The sequence below is a fragment of the Sessilibacter sp. MAH1 genome (genome assembly GCF_054658315.1).
The window spans coordinates 327,429-344,941 of sequence record NZ_BAAGIC010000004.1 but is presented as its reverse complement, the minus strand read 5'-3'; the positions used below and the strand labels follow the sequence as shown (position 1 = coordinate 344,941).

The following is a 17,513-nucleotide window of genomic DNA, read 5'->3' as shown; positions in this document are numbered from 1 at the left end:
CGTTCGTAATCGGTCAGCTGGGTATAGCTCATTGTGCATTTTCCTTTGGCGAGAAAAATGGCCGACTATACCAGCTGGCCTCTTTTCAAGAAAATTGCACTTATTATCCGAAACCAAGTTTTATTATTATGCGACATCTAATTTTTTAACTCTAATAAAATGTTTTCTGAGTCATCTTTTATGTTGTCATAAATTAATTCAAATTCTTCAGTTGCTAGATCTGCCTTAAGAACTATAAGATTTTTATCAATTTCTATAGAGTCTTCAAATATAGGTTTTATTGTATCTTTGTTACACCGATCAAGTTCGGGTTTTTGATCATATAACTGAATGATTTCGGTTTTTTCATGCCAACCCGATATACGTTTTAATAAATAATAGTCTCTTCCATTATGTGTTTGCATTAGTAAGACTGTTACTGAATCAATAGTGATAGGGCATTCTTGTAATTCTGGATCGTCTTGAGCACATGATGCTAGCGCAATTAAGAAAACAATGGCGGAACTTACTTTTGCCAGGTGTTTTGTTAGAGTTGTTGCCATTTTTCAACCCATTCTGCGCGATATGTAAACACATTCATAGTTTTAATTTGTCTCATATATTATGAAAACGCATCGTAAATTGTGACTAATCTAAAAACAATGGCCTTTTAATATTTTCTTAAATTCAAAGATAACCTCAGCAATTTCAAGAAAAAGATGAGTTCTTTTCTGTAACGAAATACCTTTCAATTTAATCTTGAAGAAAACATCTCAGGTGTTAACAGTTATTGCTGCCTAGATTTAGGCATTAAAAAGATCGTTGACAATTGAGGTTGTTAACATATACTTGACCAATCAAGTATATGTTAAGTGTGGATGATATGAAATCAGATTCTAAGTATGGGGCAATTACCAAGAGCCTTTGGTTAAACGCGGCGGTTATTTCTAGGCATTTAGACAACAGCCTGGGTGCTATTCACGGTATTGGTTTAACGGAATACATGGTGTTGCTGAATTTAATGCAGGCGCCTAATCAGGCGTTGCGTCGTATTGATATTGCCGATGCGTTGGCGAGAACGGCGTCGGGTGTGACTAGAATGCTTATGCCGATGGAGAAAATCGGTTTGGTAACGAAAGATACCAATGGCAGAGATGCGCGCGTTAGTTTGGTAAAAATTACGCCCGCGGGTGAGGAGCTTTTTAAAAATGCCTCTGCGACTTTAAACAGTAAGTCTGAGTCGTTATTGAAAAATATCGATTCTAATAACGCAGATACGCTGTTGATGTTGTTAGAAAAAATTTAAAGGTTTTATTATGACTGTTATCAACGGTAATTGTACTTGCGCAAAGGTTGAGTTTGAGGTTTTGGATGAGTTTCTGTATGCGGGTTACTGTCATTGTTCGTTATGCAGAAAATCTTCTGGTGCCTCTGGTGTTGCAATTGGTGGTATTGCGAAACAAAAATTTACGATTTTAAAAGGCGAGAACTATCTACAACAGTTTAGCCGTAGTACAGAAACAATCACCTGCTTTTGTAGCCATTGTGGGTCTACACTTTACGGTGAAAAACCCGATGTTGGGCTAATTCATATTCGATACGGTGCCTTAAATTCGTGCCCAACATTATTGCCGCAAGCACACATGCATGTTGCCTCTAAAGCTGACTGGTATCAAATCTTAGATAATTTGCCACAGTTTAGTGAGTTCCCGCCTAGATAATGTAGATTTTTCTCTTTACTTCGACTTTATCGTGATAAATTAAAGGAAACTCTGATTAACCTAGAGTTGCCAGCGACACAAGGATGTGTCGCCAATTTCAAGAACCGTAAGTGATTGAAATTGTGAAGAAATTGGAAATCGCATTTTCAATTTCTGTGCTCTGATTAAATCATGGATGAGTTAATCAGAGGTTCCTAAAAGTTATTTATAAATTTTGAAGGTTGAATAAATGCTTATGTTAAGGCTTTGGTTTTTAGTGTGTGTTATCGGTTTGTTTTCAGGTTGTGCAACCCAGACTCCGCAAACTCTAAATTCTGCGAATGCCGATTTGCTACCTGTGAATATTCCTTTGGATTCGTTCGATATGATCGTATCCAACCTTAATATTCAAACCACTATCGCAGAGCCTAATTTACCGAAACAAAACCTAGTCTTTGAAGACGCGCCCTTTGAAGATCGCGCCTTTTTTTGTGATTTGATACCTTTTGAGGATGAACAAGCTGAAATAAGAGAGCTATTGAGAAGTGCTAAAACAATTATTACCCTAAAAGGTACCTTTGAGAGATGGATACCTATAGAGGGTGCACCTAAGACGTATTATGTTTTGCGTGTTAACTAAAGGTTTTTTCTGTGTGTTGTTGATGTTTTAAATGCTCGAGTTTTTAAAGGAATGGATTTTTAGATAATGAGTATCACGTTAAGATCTTTAGGCTTGTTTGGTGTTGTTCTGTTTGGCGTTTTATTTTTAGTCACGTTTTCTTCGCCAGAAGTGATTGAGAAGTCTGCGAAAGGCTTTGCAAAGTATCAAATCGAGAAGGAAGTTAATCAGCGCTATCAACGTTTAAAAGATTCTAATGTGGCAGCAAATGCTCAGGCGCTTGCAAGGAATCTCGGTTTTGAATCTGAGCAAATCATTGAGGATTTAAAGCAAGATCTACCCGAAAAAATCGCCCGTATTGTTGCTTCTATGTGCGGTTACGACTGCGAGAAACAAAAAATTATCGCGCAATCCATAACAGCAAGTTATTTAGAGCGTCTTAAAAATATTAATATCGCTCAAGAAAGCCTTGAGGATATTGTAAAAGGAAAGTACGTTGAAATTATTGGTAATTTAAAAACGGATTTACGAATATTTTTAGGTGTGAACTTTATATTATTCGCTATCTTACTGTTACTATCGTTTGTTAAGCCCCAAGCAATGGTTCATTTGTTTTTACCCGGCATATTTTTGGCTATAGCAACGGTGTTGTCGTCGGCAATTTATATTTTTGGCCAGAACTGGTTCTACACGATTTTGTATAACGATTATATGGGCTTTGCTTACCTCGGTTATGTGGCGATTATATTCGGTGCTTTAGTCGATATTGCATTGAATAAAGCACGAGTTTCTTCGCTGATTATTAACGCCATTGGCAGCTTGCTTGGATCGGTCACATCGGTATTGCCGTGTTGATTAAAGCTCGGCTTTTAAAACCAGTATGTCAGAACTTACTCCTGCCAACTCTAAAAAATCATCGCGATAGTTAGCCATTTTTTTGATGAGCTTATCTTTTTGCTCTTTTGATAAGGTTGCGTGTAGGTCTACGATAAGATTATGAAAAAGCTGTGTATTGTGTTCCGTTGCAAGTCTGTGCTCTTCGTTAAGGTATTCTGGGTAGTTGTAAAAAATATCAATAATTTGTTGTTGGTTTTCGGGTTGCGACAGATCTTTTTTCATTAATTCAGCAAAGTCATTAAGCCAGTTTTCGTTGCGTTCTACGTTGTATTGCAGGCCGCTTTGGCCTTCTTTAAAGAAGTTTTCCAGTAATTGATCTTGCTCTTCGGTTAGTGAGCCAAGGTAGCTTTTAAAGGTTTTGCGTGTCTGTTTAAATTGATCAGCTGTACGCTCTTCAAGTGTTTCTTCACTAAGGCTTTTTTTAAGTTTTTCATCTTCTTTTTTTATGTTCTTTAAAATTTCTTCAACTTGTTCGTCACTCAAGCTGGCAACAATTGCGATAGTTGGTTCGTGCAGTTGTTGAGTGCTGGATTTAATAAATTGATTGAGGCGGGTAAAGGTTTCTGAAACGGTTTCTTTTTTTAGTTGCGGGTTTTCTAAATTGGCGATGGTTTCATTTAAAAATAACGAGTAACGCACCAGTTCGTTATTACGATGCCATTGATGGAATTTTTTACTTTCTGATTTGAGTATTTTGCTTTGCTGTGAGTTTAAATCGACGTAATCATTTACTTGCCAACGAATCCAATTATCTAAAAAACCATACGCCAGTTTGGTTTGCGAGCAGCTAGTAAGCGTAAGCAAACAGCCAATAATCAAACAGGCTTTTGTTAATGAGGTTAGTTTTTTTATTAGATTGTTAAAAATCATTATTCCAATAACTCTGAGCTATACTGACGTGGTTGAAGGTTATGCGCTACTCTTTTAGTGTTTGACACGTTTAGTGTTTGATACGTTGCAAACTTGGATTTAAGAGAGCGATATTCTTACTTGGTTTTAAGTAATTACTGCAAAAAAGATGACATTGCGAAGTAGTGTGGCGTCTTTTTTTAACTATTAACTGAAAATATAGGAAACTCTGATTAACCTAAAGTTTCCAGTGACACAAGGATATGTCTGCCGATTACGTCGTGGATGAGTTAATCAGAGGTTCCTTGAGTCTAATTTCTACTCGGTCTTTGTGACTGATTGTTAACTTTGTAAAGACTAGGTATTACTTTGATAAAGTAGTGTCAGCTTTTTAACGTTGTCTCAGTGGTTTCTGAATTATAGCGTGTTAATTTAATAAATTTTTAACGTTGTTTTTGTTTCTTCATGATTTATGGTTTTGTGCTTAATGCTTTAGTTAACGCTATCTTCTTTTCGTTTCACAAACAGGCTCGCTGCTAGCAATAACGCGCAGAGAATTAAAATGGGATAGTGGCCCAGTAGCATAAACGGTGTTGAACCTTGCAGCGGGGTAATGGTGCCTGAGAGTACTTCTTGGGTGAATTGGGTGGTGCTTTTGGTGATTTCACCTTTAGCATTAACCAGAGCGCTAACGCCGTTGTTCGTGGCGCGTATCATAAAGCGTTGATTTTCTAAGGCTCGCATTTGAGCCATTTCCATGTGCTGCAACGGGCCGATTGAGTCACCAAACCAAGCGTCGTTAGATATGGTTAATAATACTTCGCTGTCTTTCGCGTAATGAGCAACCAATGTTGGGTAGACCACTTCGTAACACACCGAGGGGGCAATTTTATGGCCATTGGCAACTAAGCCCGATTGGCCGCTAGGCCCAGGAATGATGATCGACTGGGGTAAATCGAACAGCTCGATGAGGCCGCGAATCCAGTCTTCCAAGGGCACATATTCGCCAAAAGGCACTAAACGTGTTTTATGATAAAACCCTTCGCCGTGCTCGCCCAAAGCCACAATGCTGTTATGGACGCGACCGTTATCCGGATTTTGATAGAGTACACCGGTGATGATGACCGTGTTTTCTTGATCGGCCTTGAGTGCCATCTTATCGAGGAACGGTTTTGCACCACGGTACAAAGTTGGTATGGCGGCTTCTGGCCAAATTACCCAGTCGTTGTCTGCGAGTTGCTCGGTCATAAACGTTAGGCGATCAAGCGTAGGTTTACGAAATTCAGGTACCCATTTTAGTTCTTGGGGAATATTCGGTTGCACTAGACCAACCTTAATATCGTCACCGGTTGGCTGTACCCATTGAATAGATGACAGCCATAAACCGATCACCCACCAGCTGCTTACCTTTAGCGATATCAAAATAGGTTTGAGAAGGTCTTGACGACGGTACAGTTGCCGGGCTGCTTCGAGCAACCAACTTCCAGTACAAACGGTGATGAGCGAAATCAGAAGGACGCCGCCGATAGGTGCCCAACCAGCCAGCGGGCTGTGGATATGCCCGTAACCCAAATACAGCCAAGGAAAACCGGTTAAAAGCCAGCCGCGCAACCATTCGGAAAAAATCCAAAATGCGGGTGCTGCAAACAGCAAAATAGCACTGCGGTTATAGCCGACTATTTTTCTGAACATGAAAAATGGCAGTGCAAAAACAAATCCCAGCATAAGCACGAACAGTGATGTGAACACCACCGCTAAAGGTGCTGATGTGCCGCCGTATTGATGAATACTGACATAAACCCAAGATGCACCGGTCGCAAAGAAGCCGCTGCCAAAGAAAAACGCCGTTAAAAAGGGCGAGAGTCTTAGTGTGAGAATCCACGCAAATATCGCAAAGCTGGCGATAGGTACTAGCCAATAATCCCAAGGTGCCAGCCCGAGCGTCATTGATGCCCCAGACAAGCCCGAAAGGCACAGCCATGCTAAAGCGGCCTTAATGCTGAGATTATTTGTATTCACGGTAGTTGCGGAGTTTGAGTCAACGAGCGTTTGGCCGCTTGCGGTTGGTTCTAGCACTGGGGTTCACCACGATGGCTCTCGGTCTCTAGTGAGACCGAGAAAGTTGCTTTCAGTTTTCGGGCAGGGTTACGCGTATCAAGTGAATTTGACGACTGTCTGCGTGGAGAACGCGGAATTTGTAGCCGTCGATTTCGGTCGCTTCATTGCGCTGAGGTAGGTGGCCAAAGGTACGAATCAATATGCCGCCGATGGTGTCGAATTCGTGCTCATCAAAACCGGCATCAAATTCTTCGTTAAAGTCTTCGACTGGCATAAGCGCTTTGATGACGTACTCCGAGTCAGACACCTTGCGTACAAAGCCATCTTCGTCTTCATCGGTTTCGTCTTCAATTTCACCGACAATTTTTTCAAGTACATCTTCTATGGTCACCAAACCCGCGATTGCGCCGTATTCATCGATCACAAGCGCCATATGGTAGCGATTTTCACGAAATTCGCGCAGTAACACGTTTAAGCGTTTGCTTTCTGGAATGATGCTCGCCGGGCGAATGATGCTTTCAAGAGAAAAACTCTCGATGCCGTTTAGTAACGAAGGCAACAAATCTTTGGCTAGCAAAATACCTTTTACATCATCAATAGAGTCGCCAACTACGGGGAATCGTGAATGTGCAGATTCAATAATGACCGGTAAGAATTGCTGTAAAGAATCACCTACTTTAATAACAACCATTTGTGATCTTGGAATCATGACTTCACGAACTTGGCGTTCCTGAACTTCGATGGCTCCTTCGATCATGCTTACGGCTTGATCGTCCAACAATTGGTTGGCAGCGGCATCTTTTATGATGTTGAGTAGGTCCTCACGGGATTTGGGTTCAGCTGAAAAGCCAGAAATCAGCTTGTCCAACCAAGACTTTTCTTGGACTCGTGAGGACGGTCGACTACTCGATGAGTCTTCGCTCATGGGGGATAAACTCTCCTGTTTAAGAATCTTTTCGCATTCAGCATAAGCTGCATGGTTTGTGGTTACTCACTTTCAACATAAGGATCTGGATAACCCAAATCCGCTAGTATTTTAATTTCCAAGGCTTCCATCGCGTCGGCCTCATCAAGCTCTATATGATCGAAACCTTGTAAATGCAAGATGCCGTGGATAACCATGTGCGCCCAATGTGCGGTCACAAGCTTATCTTGTTCTTGCGCTTCTTGGATGACAACAGGAACACAGATCACCAAGTCCCCCAGCAAATTTAAGCCCAATTCTTCAGGGATATCGGCAGGGAACGACAAGACGTTTGTTGGTTTGTCTTTGCCACGGTAATCGCGGTTTAAGGTTTGGCTTTCGTCTTCATCAACGAGACGAATGGTAACTTCCCATTCTGCATCGGCGTGTTGTAGGGCTTTTTCAGACCATAAAACAAAATCAGCTTCGCTGGGAAGCTGATTCGATGTACTGGCATTTTGTAAGTCTAAGAGGATGCTCATTCTGACTCGTTGTTCGACTCGGCTTTTTTCTGCTCGGCTTTGTCGTAGGCTTCGACAATGCGCTGTACCAACGGATGGCGAACCACGTCTTTGGAACCAAAATAGGTAAAACTTATACCGTCAACACCGTCGAGTACTTCGATGGCGTGCTTTAAGCCAGACGCTTGGCCGCGTGGTAAGTCGATTTGACTGGGGTCGCCGTTGATGACCGCGGTAGTGCCAAATCCAATGCGCGTTAGGAACATTTTCATTTGTTCGCGCGTGGTGTTTTGGCTTTCGTCCAAAATTACGAAGGCACTGTTCAGTGTTCTGCCGCGCATGTAAGCCAGTGGTGCAACCTCAATAACATTGCGCTCAATGAGTTTGCCAACGGTTTCAAAACCCAACATTTCGTAGAGAGCGTCGTACAAAGGACGTAAGTACGGATCGACTTTTTGCGACAGGTCACCGGGCAAAAAGCCCAATTTTTCGCCCGCTTCTACAGCAGGGCGCACCAGTAAAATGCGTTCAATGGAGTCTTGCAACAGTGCTTCAACGGCACAGGCGACGGCCAAATAGGTTTTACCCGTACCGGCAGGGCCAATACCAAAATTGATGTCGTTGGTTTGTACCGAGCGAACATAGCGTTGTTGGTTTTTTCCGCGCGGTTTTACCGTACCTTTTTTGGTTTTGATAATCACCTGACCGTCGGCGGCGCCTTCGGTTTGCGGATCTGCCTTTCTGGCAAGGGCTTCTATGCTCGACTGTTGAAGCGCTAGGTGCACTTCTTCAGGGGTCAGTTCGCCAGTGTCGGCGGTGCTTTCGTACAAAGAGGCAATCAAAGCGCAAGCGCTCTCGGCCATAACGGACGTGCCGGTAATTGAAAACTCGTTGCCGCGATTGTTAATACTGACGTCGAGACGTTGCTCGATTTGTTGAATGTGCTGGTTGAGCTGACCGCAAAGACTTGCCAAGCGTTTCGCGTCGGCAGGCTCTAAAACCAATTGTAGAGTTTGAACAGGTTCCGAATGAGATTGCACCTCGGGTGCGGTTGCTTCATTTGGAGTCTTGTCGTTAGCGCTTTCTGTAGTTGTTGTATTGTTATTCAATGTTTCTTGAAACCGTCCTTTACGGTTGAAAAATCTTGGCAAAGACTAAACCAAAAAGACTGAGGAGAGAAGCCTGTTAATCACTCCGGTCTTTTTGATAGCAAAATCGCATTTTCGATTTCGGTCCTCTGGTTAAACCAACAATGGGTTAATCAGAGCTTTAGATAGTCTTTTATCATCTGGCAAGCCTAAATGACCGAGAAAAAAAATCAGTCACTGAGCGGTTTAACTCTAGAAGTCGTCTTCTAATTCGCTGGTTAGCAGTGTGCCACGTAATGAGTTCGGCAGTGCTTCTTCTATTAATATGTCTGCAAATTTGCCGATTAGCGCAGGATTATCGCAGCGGAAGTTTACAACTCGGTTATTCTCGGTGCGTCCAGAAAGTTGTCCAGGATCTTTTTTACTGTATCCAGTCACTAGTACGCGCTCGGTATTGCCGACCATTTGGCGGCTAATAATTTGCGCTTGGCTAAGTAACTGTTGCTGTAAGCGTTGTAAACGTGCTTTTTTGATTTCTTCCGGCGTATCGTCGGCGAGATCGGCGGCGGGCGTTCCCGGACGCTGGCTGTAGATAAAGCTAAAAGACGTATCAAAATGCATGTCTTTGATCAGCTTCATAGTTTGCTCAAAATCGTCTTCGGTCTCACCGGGGAACCCAACGATAAAGTCCGACGAAAAGCTGATTTCTGGGCGAATTTTCTTGAGCTTGCGCAGTTTGGATTTGTACTCCAAACAGGTATGGCCGCGTTTCATAGCCATAAGAATACGGTCTGAACCACTTTGAACCGGCAAGTGAATATGGCTGACCAGTTCTGGAACTGTATTGTAAGCATCGATCAAGGCTTCAGAAAACTCAACCGGGTGCGATGTGGTGTAGCGAATGCGATCGATACCGGGCACAGCGGCAACTCTGTGGATAAGTTCTGCTAAATCAACAACATCACCGTCGATATCGGCGCCTCGGTAGGCGTTAACGTTTTGGCCAAGTAGATTCACTTCGCGAACACCTTGGTTTGCCAAATGTTCCACCTCTTTCATAACATCCGCTGCCGGGCGACTGACTTCTTCACCACGGGTATAAGGCACTACGCAGAACGTACAGTATTTTGAACAGCCTTCCATGATAGATACAAACGCAGAAACGCCATCGGCTTCTGGTTGCGGCAGACGATCGAATTTTTCAATCTCGGGAAAGCTAATATCCACAACCACAGCGCCGTTATCGCGCGGAGTTTCAAGCATTTCTGGCAAGCGATGTAAGGTTTGTGGACCAAAAATAAGGTCAACAAACGGTGCGCGCTGGGCGATGGCTTCACCTTCTTGGCTGGCAACGCAACCACCAACGCCAATCACCAAATCCGGCTTGTTGGCTTTGAGGTGTTTCCAACGGCCAAGTTGGTGAAACAGCTTTTCTTGCGCCTTTTCACGAATCGAGCAGGTGTTGACCAGCAAAACATCGGCATCTTCGGGGTTGTCGGTGGCAATTAACTGGTGAGACTCGCCAAGCAGGTCTCGAATACGGTTTGAGTCGTACTCATTCATCTGGCAGCCATGAGTTTGAATAAACAGCTTTTTGGCCGCTGGTGTTGCGCTGGGTTCGATAACGACAGCGGTTGCCGTGGTTGATGAAGTTTCCTGCTCAGACATGATTAATTCCGGTTAATTTGTGACCATGTGACAAAAGAGGCGGGATTATAAACGTACCGCCATTCATCCACCAGTGCAGGTAAGCTTTTCTTTGGGAGTGGGTATCGAATGAGACCTAAGATGACCTTCTTTAGAGATTTTAAGGCTGGTGCCTTGATTTTGAGCGAATCCCAACCCATATGTGCTATTCTCGTCCGCCGCAGTCTTGGCATGTACTTTTTCGGATTGATCAATGAGTAATACACCTGTTTACAAAGTTATATTTTACAACCGCTCTCAGGTTTATGAGATTTTTGCTAAAGCTATCTACCAAAGTGAAATGTACGGGTTTATCGAAGTTGAAGAGTTCGTTTTTGGCGAACGCTCGCAATTGGTTGTAGATCCATCGGAAGAGAAGCTAAAGTCAGAATTCAATGACGTAAAACGCTCATACATTCCTATGCAGGCGATTATTCGCATTGATGAAGTTGAAAAGACCGGTACCAGTAAAATCAGCGAAGTTAAATCCAACGATAAAATCGCTACTTTGCAGTTCCCTAATCAAAATCCTAAAACCGACCTCTAGTCACCCTAAGCTCCTTTCTTACGTTTGCCGTACTGCCTTGTGAACATCTAAAACCACAAGGCAACGTCTGTTTGGTATCATTCGCCCAAACGGTTAATGTCTATCGTTATCTCAGCGATTAACATCAACAACAATGGTTAGTCTCAATCCATTGTTTGTACACTCATCGGCACAGAATCGAAAATAATCATGGAATTAAATTTTAAACAGTTTAGTGATGTTGGCGAACCACTTGTGATGGTTCATGGTTTGTTTGGCTCATTGGAAAACCTTGCGGGCATTGCTAAGTTACTGAGCGACTCTTTTAGCGTTTACAGCATCGATTTGCGCAACCATGGTCGCTCACCACACAGTGACCAAATGACACTTGCCGATATGGCCGGTGATATTGTTGAATTTCTTGATAGCCAGAATATAGACAGCGCTTATTTGTTTGGGCACTCACTTGGTGGTAAAGCCATGATGGAGTTAGCGCTTAGCGCACCGGAGCGAGCCAAAAAAGTGGTTGTTGGTGATATTGCGCCAGTAGATTACGTAGTGCCGCGCCATGAACACATTTTTGCCGGCTTAAATTCTGTCGATTTAGATTCTGTGATTGCTCGAAAGGATGTTGACGATGTACTCGCTAACTTTATTAAAGAGCCTCCGGTACGCAGTTTTATATTAAAGAATTTATACAAAACAGAATCGGGCCATTTTGCTTGGCGAGCAAATGTTAAAGCATTACAAGTTAATTATTCACACATCATTGGTGCAAATCGCTCGGACACGCAATATCTAAATCCCATTTTATTTTTAAAAGGTGAGCACTCAGATTATTTGCTGCCCGAGCATCGACCTGAAGTAGCAAAACGATTCCCTAATGCAGATTTAAAAGTTGTTACAGGAACTGGGCATTGGTTGCACGCCGAAAAACCCAATATGGTTGCTCGTTTAACCGCAACCTTTCTAAACGATTAAATAGGTAAATTGCGCCATTCTGTGGGAGCCTCTGATTAACTCATTGTTGATTTAATCAGAGGAAAGAAGTTAACAGGGCAATTTCCAATTTTTCACAATTTCAATCTTTTACCGCTCTTGAATTTAGCAGTACGTCCTTGTGCCACTGGAAACTCTAGGTTAATTGGCGTTTCCTATTCATGATTCATCAACATTAAACAAAAAAAATATTTGATGCTACGGATTTTTTGAATCTGTATAGCCGTAACCTCTGATTAATTCCTCTGTGATTTAATCAAAGGGCAGAAACCGATAAGTGCGACTTCTAATTTCTCTTTAATTTTGTTTGTTCTCAATCTTTCTCGTTGTCGGTACATTTTTGTGTTGTAAGCGACTTTGATCTAACCAGAATTTCTAATTTCTTTTGTTTTGATTTTTACAAAATAAAAGCATTAATTTTCGCTTCTATATTGTGAGAACTATTCTTCGAATTTTTTTGAAGGTTTTTCGCAGGCGGTTTTGTTGAATGATTTTTCTTGCTGAGCAAGTTCATTTTTGTTTTTGCAATATTGAATTTACTTGAATGGTTTATTTAAAAAATAAAGCAGTGTTTTAAGGTGAGGCTTTAAAGTTCTAAGTGGGATTTTTTTTATTTCAATAATGTTGATGCTGGGTTTGTAGCTGTTTGCTGTGTTGTTGTTGGAATTATTTTTGAAAAATAGATTTTTATTTTTTGAAGGTTATTTATAGATATTTTTTGTTTCTATAGTGGTGTTATAAATTTGATAACAGGGTGTTTGTAAAAATGACCCAAAGAAAAACTCCACTTTTTATGACGAAGATTAATTTTTTTAGGTGGTTTATATCTTTTGTGATCTTGAGCGCAATTATAATTGTGGGGAGTTATTTCCGCAAGTTTGATTCTTCTGGGTTTGCCAATATTTTTGGAATTGAATTGATGCTTGAAATCAAACCGTATTTTTTGTTTTTAAATCGCGCTGATAATTTTAATTAACGATCGCTGATTTTTTTGACTGTTTTTGCTCAAAATTAGTCACCTTATTTAACGTGATTATTCAAAAGTATCGATATATCCATGTGATTTGTATATTTAAGAACTGTTTTTGTGACTTTTATCACTGGAGTTGGGCATCATGACAGTTGATTTATAAAAACTTCTTCAAATGTCTGCGTTTTTTTAAATTATTCTATGACTGTCTTTAATTAAAGCTAATTCGATTGGAGTCGGTTTTTTCTTTTCTCATTTATTCTTGTATTTTTCAGTGTCGGAAAATTAATTCATTTAATTTGGTGAATATTTTGATGGTTTAGCGTAGTAGGATTTTTTTGCCTTAAAAATCTTTGCGATATTTTTTAGGTTGCCCATTAAATTAGTTTCTTAGTTCCGATGTCGTGAATGGATTGTTTGCGTTTAGGAAATATTCTGATTTTTTCTTGCTGAAAAATAAATAAAGGAGAAGAAAATGAACACAGTTCGACTTGCTGCGTTTAAAGTTTCATTATTATCATTGGCCTTAAGCGCTGTAGCATTGGCTCAAGAGAGTGTGGATTTAAACAGACCAAATAACGGAAATACCATCAGCATCGATTTGCCATTATCAACCCAAGGCGCCATATGGCCACCGGCAGAAGTTGCCGATGAAAATGGTGATTTTATTTTGCTAGGTCAATCACTTAGAAAAAATGCAGAAGGTGTTGTTGAAGTAATCCCGAGCCAAAATCAACTAATTTCCAAAAACAGTATTCCACCACAAGACGAAAATGGCGTGTTGGTTCTTAATGATCCTTTCAGCGCAGAATATACCGTTGTAAGAGAGTTGGATTTATCGGAAGGTAGCAGTGATTTAGATATGGTGTTATTCACGCAATCTTTTGGGCCCTGGGACACGCCATCTGGCGCGCCGAGAATTCCCGGTTTAGGCGATAGCGCTCATAACTTAAATACCGATGGTGTTGCCTGTCCAGAAATTGCTCCGACACTATCACAACTTGCTAGTAATTTTTATCGTCCTCAATACCCTTTGCATGAAACTCCGGTACACGGTTTTCAGGGTGATAACGTCCGTTATAACGCCGACACTTGGGCGCCGGAAGATCCGCAAACGGCAACTGGCTGTAGCGACGATATTAGCGTTGCTTGCCCCGGCGAAGATGCACTCGATAGTGATCGTCGATCAACGCCAATTACATTGGGTGAATGGATTAAAGCGCGTGGCCGTTTAACCGTTTCTCTTACCGATTGGGATAAAGAGCAGGGCGCTTATACCGCGGCAAATTTTAATTATAAATTACGCAACCTTCTTCCAAATAGCATTTACACAACCTGGGCAGTTCGTCCTCGCTTGTTAGCCGAGACTCGCCGTCCAATCGATCCGGTTGCAACGCCTAACGTTATTATGGCCGATTCGCGTGGTAATGCTGACGTCACTTTTAAAGTCGAAAACCCATTTCCAGATCCTGCTACCGATGTATTTGGCAAACGAATCGTCGGCTTGTCGGTTGTTTATCACTCAGATTTACAAAACTGGGGTGCGTGTTTTACTCGATTCGGACCGGGTGTAGATATTCACGTTTTATTTAATACTCTATCTGATGGCACATTTGATTTTGCCCCTAATTTTATCACCAAATCAAAAACCAACTAATTAGGAGCACGATTTATGAAAATGCCAAAGTTAGTCCTAGGCGTCACTGCCGCGTTTCTGAGTTCTATTGTTAATGCTCAAGTAAACGACTTTTCTAACAATAGAAATAATTATGGGGACTTTTCTGTTTTGGTATTGGGCTCTGGTGCAGCTGTGGCCAGACCTGATGCAAGCGGAAGAGCGCAGGCTTCATATATTATTTTTATAGACGGTGAACCCAAAATTCTTATGGATGCTGGTGCTGGTTCGTATCAAAGAATTGCTGAAGCTGGAATTAATTTAAAAGATTTGGAACTGGTATTGTTGACGCATTTACACGCTGACCATACTGGTGATTTAACGCCGATCGTACAGAGTTTGTATTTTGAAAATTCAGAACCGGTGACACCGGGAATTCCGCGTGAAATTCCTATAACCGTTTATGGGCCTTCAAGTAATGACGAAGTAGTTGGTGATACGAATGTACCTTTATTTCCAACTATTGGTGAATACCTAGATTCGCAATGGGATCGTGAAACGGGTTTAGATAGACATGTGCATGAAATTAATGCCGTGCTAAATTCCGGGGATTTTTCTTATAACGCAATTGAAGTCGATGCAGATATTTCCCTGCCAGAGCGTGTTATCTACGATCAAGACGGATTAAAAATCTCTGCAATCGGTGTTATTCATACTTCTGCGCCGTCATTGGCTTACAGTGTGGAATATAACGGCAAAAAACTCACCTACAGCGGTGATTTACAGAGTATTACCAACAACTTAGCTACTCTTGCCCAAGATTCCGATTTATTAATTTACGACGCCTCTGTTCCTAATAATCAAGCCAATCCTTTTCATACCACGCCCGGACGAATTGGTGAGATTTCAGCAATGGCAAACGCTAACAATTTATTGCTAACCCATTTCACCATTGGTTCTGAAGGCGTACAGCAGCAAACACAGATGAAGCGGCTGATCAGAGACGCGGGTTATGTTGGACCAATTCGTATTGCGAGAGATTTACTACTCGTTAACTTACAAGCGCTTTCTAAGCCTAATAATTCAGGGCTTTAAGGGAGAGACATTATGTTACATAAAATGAAAAATAATTTTATAGCGATAATTGCGTTTACGGTTTTTTCGGCGTTTTCAGTAGTAAGTTCTGCAAAAGGAAAGCTCGCCGTTGATAAGGTTGAAGGTGAGTTTTCGATAATGGTGTTGGGTTCTGGTGGCGGCGTCGCAAGAGCAACATCGGGCGGGCGTGCTCAAGCGAGTATTTTAGTGTTTATTGACGGTAAGCCTAAAATAATGTTGGACGCCGGTGGCGGTAGCTATCAGCGATTAGCTGAGAGTGGCGTCGATATTCGTGACTTGGATATTGTGCTATTAAGTCATTTGCATATCGATCATACGGCTAATCTTGCAGCCATGATTAGAACTATCTATTTTGAACACTCGCCGGGCGTTAATCCGGGCGTTGCTCCTCGTAGTATTCCTTTAAAGATATTTGGCCCAGGTAGCAACAATGCCGTAGTTGCCGGTACTGATATTCCGCTATTTCCAACAACCAGTGAATATATCGAAGGAAATTTCGATCGTTTTGTTGGTGCGGAGCGTTACGCAGCCGAATTATTCGAAGACATTGTAGCGTCTGGCGATTTTGTCTTTGATGTAACTGATATTAATGCGAGTTTAGATTTAGCGCCGCAGATTGTGTATAACCAAGGTGGTTTACTGATAAAAGCCGTTGGTGTAAATCACTTTACTGCGCCCTCACTTGCTTACAGTATCGAATACAAAGGTCATAAATTTACCTATAGTGGTGATTTAACTGGCCGAACTAACAACATTATTGATTTGGCGATTAATTCTGACTTATTAATTTACGACGCGTCGGTAGTGGATAATACGCCCAGTGGTTTTCATACTACGCCGCAGCGTATTGCCGAAATTGCACAAGCCGCACAGATTAACGATCTGGTTTTATCGAACATTTCTTTGTTTGTTGATGGTCGAGAAAATCTGAAACAAACCCGAGCGCTTGTTCGTGCGGGAGGTTATTCTGGTCGCTTGCGAGTGGCTAATGATTTGTCGGTCTACAATCTAATGGCAGATCAAATTGCCTTTGCGGGCTATCCCTATAAGTCTAATTACGTCCCTGTACAGGGACGTTTTATGCACTATTTAGACGAAGGTAAGGGCGAAAATACCGTCGTCATGTTGCATGGTAATCCTACGTCATCGTATTTATACAGAAACATTATTCCACATCTTTCCAATAATAATCGGGTCATTGTACCCGATTTACTTAACCACGGTTTGTCGGATTTTGGTTATGGCCAAACCTATGCAGAACACTATGCCGCGCTGGATGAGTTTATTGAGGTCTTAGACCTCGATAATATTATTTTCTTGATTCAAGATTGGGGTGGGCTTTTAGGCTTTACCTACGCTTCGCAGCATCAAGACAAAATTAAAGGTATTTCTTTTTTTGAAGCACCCGTAAGGCCTTACGAAAAAGAATCAGACTTGCCAGAGATCTTGGTTGATCTGCGAAGGCCAGAACAAGAAAGTTTTGTTCTTGAAACTAATTTTTTTATTGAAGAATTCCTATTTGTTACAGAGCCCAGTTTATCCGAGACTGATAAATTGATATACAGAGAGCCGTTTTTACATAACGTAGAAAACGTTCGTCAAAGTTACACGTGGGTTAGAGAGGTTCCTGCCCGTGAGACCAGTAATCAGAGTATTGATCTCATAGATGGTTATGCGTCTTTTTTGAGGAACAGCTCTGTGCCTAAATTATATTTTTACGCAGAACCCGGCGTTGTTAATGCCGAAGGAAATTTTCAAGACAGTTCAATGATTATAAATACTCTCCCTAATTTAGAGTCTGTGTTCCTCGGGCCAGGTTTGCATTATTTGCAAGAAAGTTATCCTGATGAAATTGGCGAGCAACTCAATCGATGGATTGAGCAAAAGCTTCAATAAGAAGCTCTAATTAACTCGTCCATCATTTTATCGGTGGGCGATACATCTTTGTGTCGCCAGAAGCCCTAGATTGATAAGAGTTTCTAATAA

Annotated in this window: 16 protein-coding genes; 9 read left to right on the top strand and 7 right to left on the bottom strand. The window is 41.6% G+C overall.

Annotation, left to right across the window (positions count from 1 at the left end; all coding sequences use genetic code 11):
• Nucleotides 1-137: 137 nt before the first annotated feature.
• Nucleotides 138-542: a hypothetical protein gene (locus tag ACYQ28_RS06490; RefSeq protein WP_460048931.1), complete on the bottom strand. Its 405-nt coding sequence runs from the start codon at nt 540-542 to the stop codon at nt 138-140.
• Nucleotides 543-862: 320 nt separating this feature from the next.
• On the opposite strand from ACYQ28_RS06490, the gene ACYQ28_RS06485 reads away from it, so the two are divergent.
• From ACYQ28_RS06485 to ACYQ28_RS06470, 4 genes are all read left to right on the top strand, one after another.
• Complete coding sequence (locus ACYQ28_RS06485; RefSeq protein ID WP_460048929.1) at nt 863-1,285, top strand: MarR family winged helix-turn-helix transcriptional regulator; 423 nt, start codon at nt 863-865, stop codon at nt 1,283-1,285.
• A gap of 10 nt (nt 1,286-1,295) precedes the next feature.
• Nucleotides 1,296-1,700, top strand: a complete 405-nt coding sequence (locus tag ACYQ28_RS06480; RefSeq protein ID WP_460048927.1) for a GFA family protein — start codon at nt 1,296-1,298, stop codon at nt 1,698-1,700.
• A gap of 229 nt (nt 1,701-1,929) precedes the next feature.
• Complete coding sequence (locus ACYQ28_RS06475) at nt 1,930-2,319, top strand: hypothetical protein (RefSeq protein WP_460048925.1); 390 nt, start codon at nt 1,930-1,932, stop codon at nt 2,317-2,319.
• A gap of 66 nt (nt 2,320-2,385) precedes the next feature.
• On the top strand, nt 2,386-3,153 hold the full coding sequence (locus ACYQ28_RS06470; protein WP_460048923.1) for a hypothetical protein: 768 nt from the start codon (nt 2,386-2,388) through the stop codon (nt 3,151-3,153).
• On the opposite strand, the gene ACYQ28_RS06465 is transcribed toward ACYQ28_RS06470, so the two are convergent.
• The 6 genes from ACYQ28_RS06465 to miaB form a co-directional block, all read right to left on the bottom strand.
• On the bottom strand, nt 3,154-4,065 hold the full coding sequence (locus ACYQ28_RS06465; RefSeq protein ID WP_460048921.1) for a DUF6279 family lipoprotein: 912 nt from the start codon (nt 4,063-4,065) through the stop codon (nt 3,154-3,156).
• A 471-nt stretch (nt 4,066-4,536) separates the two neighbouring features.
• Nucleotides 4,537-6,120: an apolipoprotein N-acyltransferase gene (gene lnt / locus ACYQ28_RS06460; protein WP_460048919.1), complete on the bottom strand. Its 1,584-nt coding sequence runs from the start codon at nt 6,118-6,120 to the stop codon at nt 4,537-4,539.
• Nucleotides 6,121-6,172: 52 nt separating this feature from the next.
• Nucleotides 6,173-7,027, bottom strand: a complete 855-nt coding sequence (locus ACYQ28_RS06455; RefSeq protein WP_460048917.1) for an HlyC/CorC family transporter — start codon at nt 7,025-7,027, stop codon at nt 6,173-6,175.
• Between the two features lie 62 nt (nt 7,028-7,089).
• Nucleotides 7,090-7,548, bottom strand: coding sequence for an rRNA maturation RNase YbeY (ybeY, locus tag ACYQ28_RS06450; protein WP_460048915.1), 459 nt, complete (start codon nt 7,546-7,548; stop codon nt 7,090-7,092).
• Nucleotides 7,545-8,567, bottom strand: a complete 1,023-nt coding sequence (locus ACYQ28_RS06445) for a PhoH family protein (RefSeq protein WP_460048939.1) — start codon at nt 8,565-8,567, stop codon at nt 7,545-7,547. The genes ybeY and ACYQ28_RS06445 overlap by 4 nt, the downstream gene beginning before the upstream one ends.
• A 300-nt stretch (nt 8,568-8,867) precedes the next feature.
• Nucleotides 8,868-10,283, bottom strand: a complete 1,416-nt coding sequence (gene miaB / locus ACYQ28_RS06440; protein ID WP_460048913.1) for a tRNA (N6-isopentenyl adenosine(37)-C2)-methylthiotransferase MiaB — start codon at nt 10,281-10,283, stop codon at nt 8,868-8,870.
• 232 nt (nt 10,284-10,515) lie between these two features.
• On the opposite strand from miaB, the gene ACYQ28_RS06435 reads away from it, so the two are divergent.
• From ACYQ28_RS06435 to ACYQ28_RS06415, 5 genes are all read left to right on the top strand, one after another.
• A complete protein-coding gene (locus tag ACYQ28_RS06435; protein WP_460048912.1) occupies nt 10,516-10,848 on the top strand; it encodes a DUF1820 family protein in 333 nt (110 codons plus the stop codon).
• A gap of 189 nt (nt 10,849-11,037) precedes the next feature.
• Nucleotides 11,038-11,808, top strand: a complete 771-nt coding sequence (locus ACYQ28_RS06430) for an alpha/beta fold hydrolase (protein ID WP_460048910.1) — start codon at nt 11,038-11,040, stop codon at nt 11,806-11,808.
• 1,463 nt (nt 11,809-13,271) lie between these two features.
• On the top strand, nt 13,272-14,453 hold the full coding sequence (locus ACYQ28_RS06425; RefSeq protein WP_460048909.1) for a hypothetical protein: 1,182 nt from the start codon (nt 13,272-13,274) through the stop codon (nt 14,451-14,453).
• 15 nt (nt 14,454-14,468) lie between these two features.
• The gene (locus tag ACYQ28_RS06420) at nt 14,469-15,506 is read left to right on the top strand and encodes an MBL fold metallo-hydrolase (protein ID WP_460048907.1); all 1,038 of its coding nucleotides are present in this window, start codon (nt 14,469-14,471) and stop codon (nt 15,504-15,506) included.
• A 12-nt stretch (nt 15,507-15,518) separates the two neighbouring features.
• Nucleotides 15,519-17,423, top strand: a complete 1,905-nt coding sequence (locus ACYQ28_RS06415; protein ID WP_460048906.1) for a haloalkane dehalogenase — start codon at nt 15,519-15,521, stop codon at nt 17,421-17,423.
• Nucleotides 17,424-17,513 lie beyond the last annotated feature (90 nt).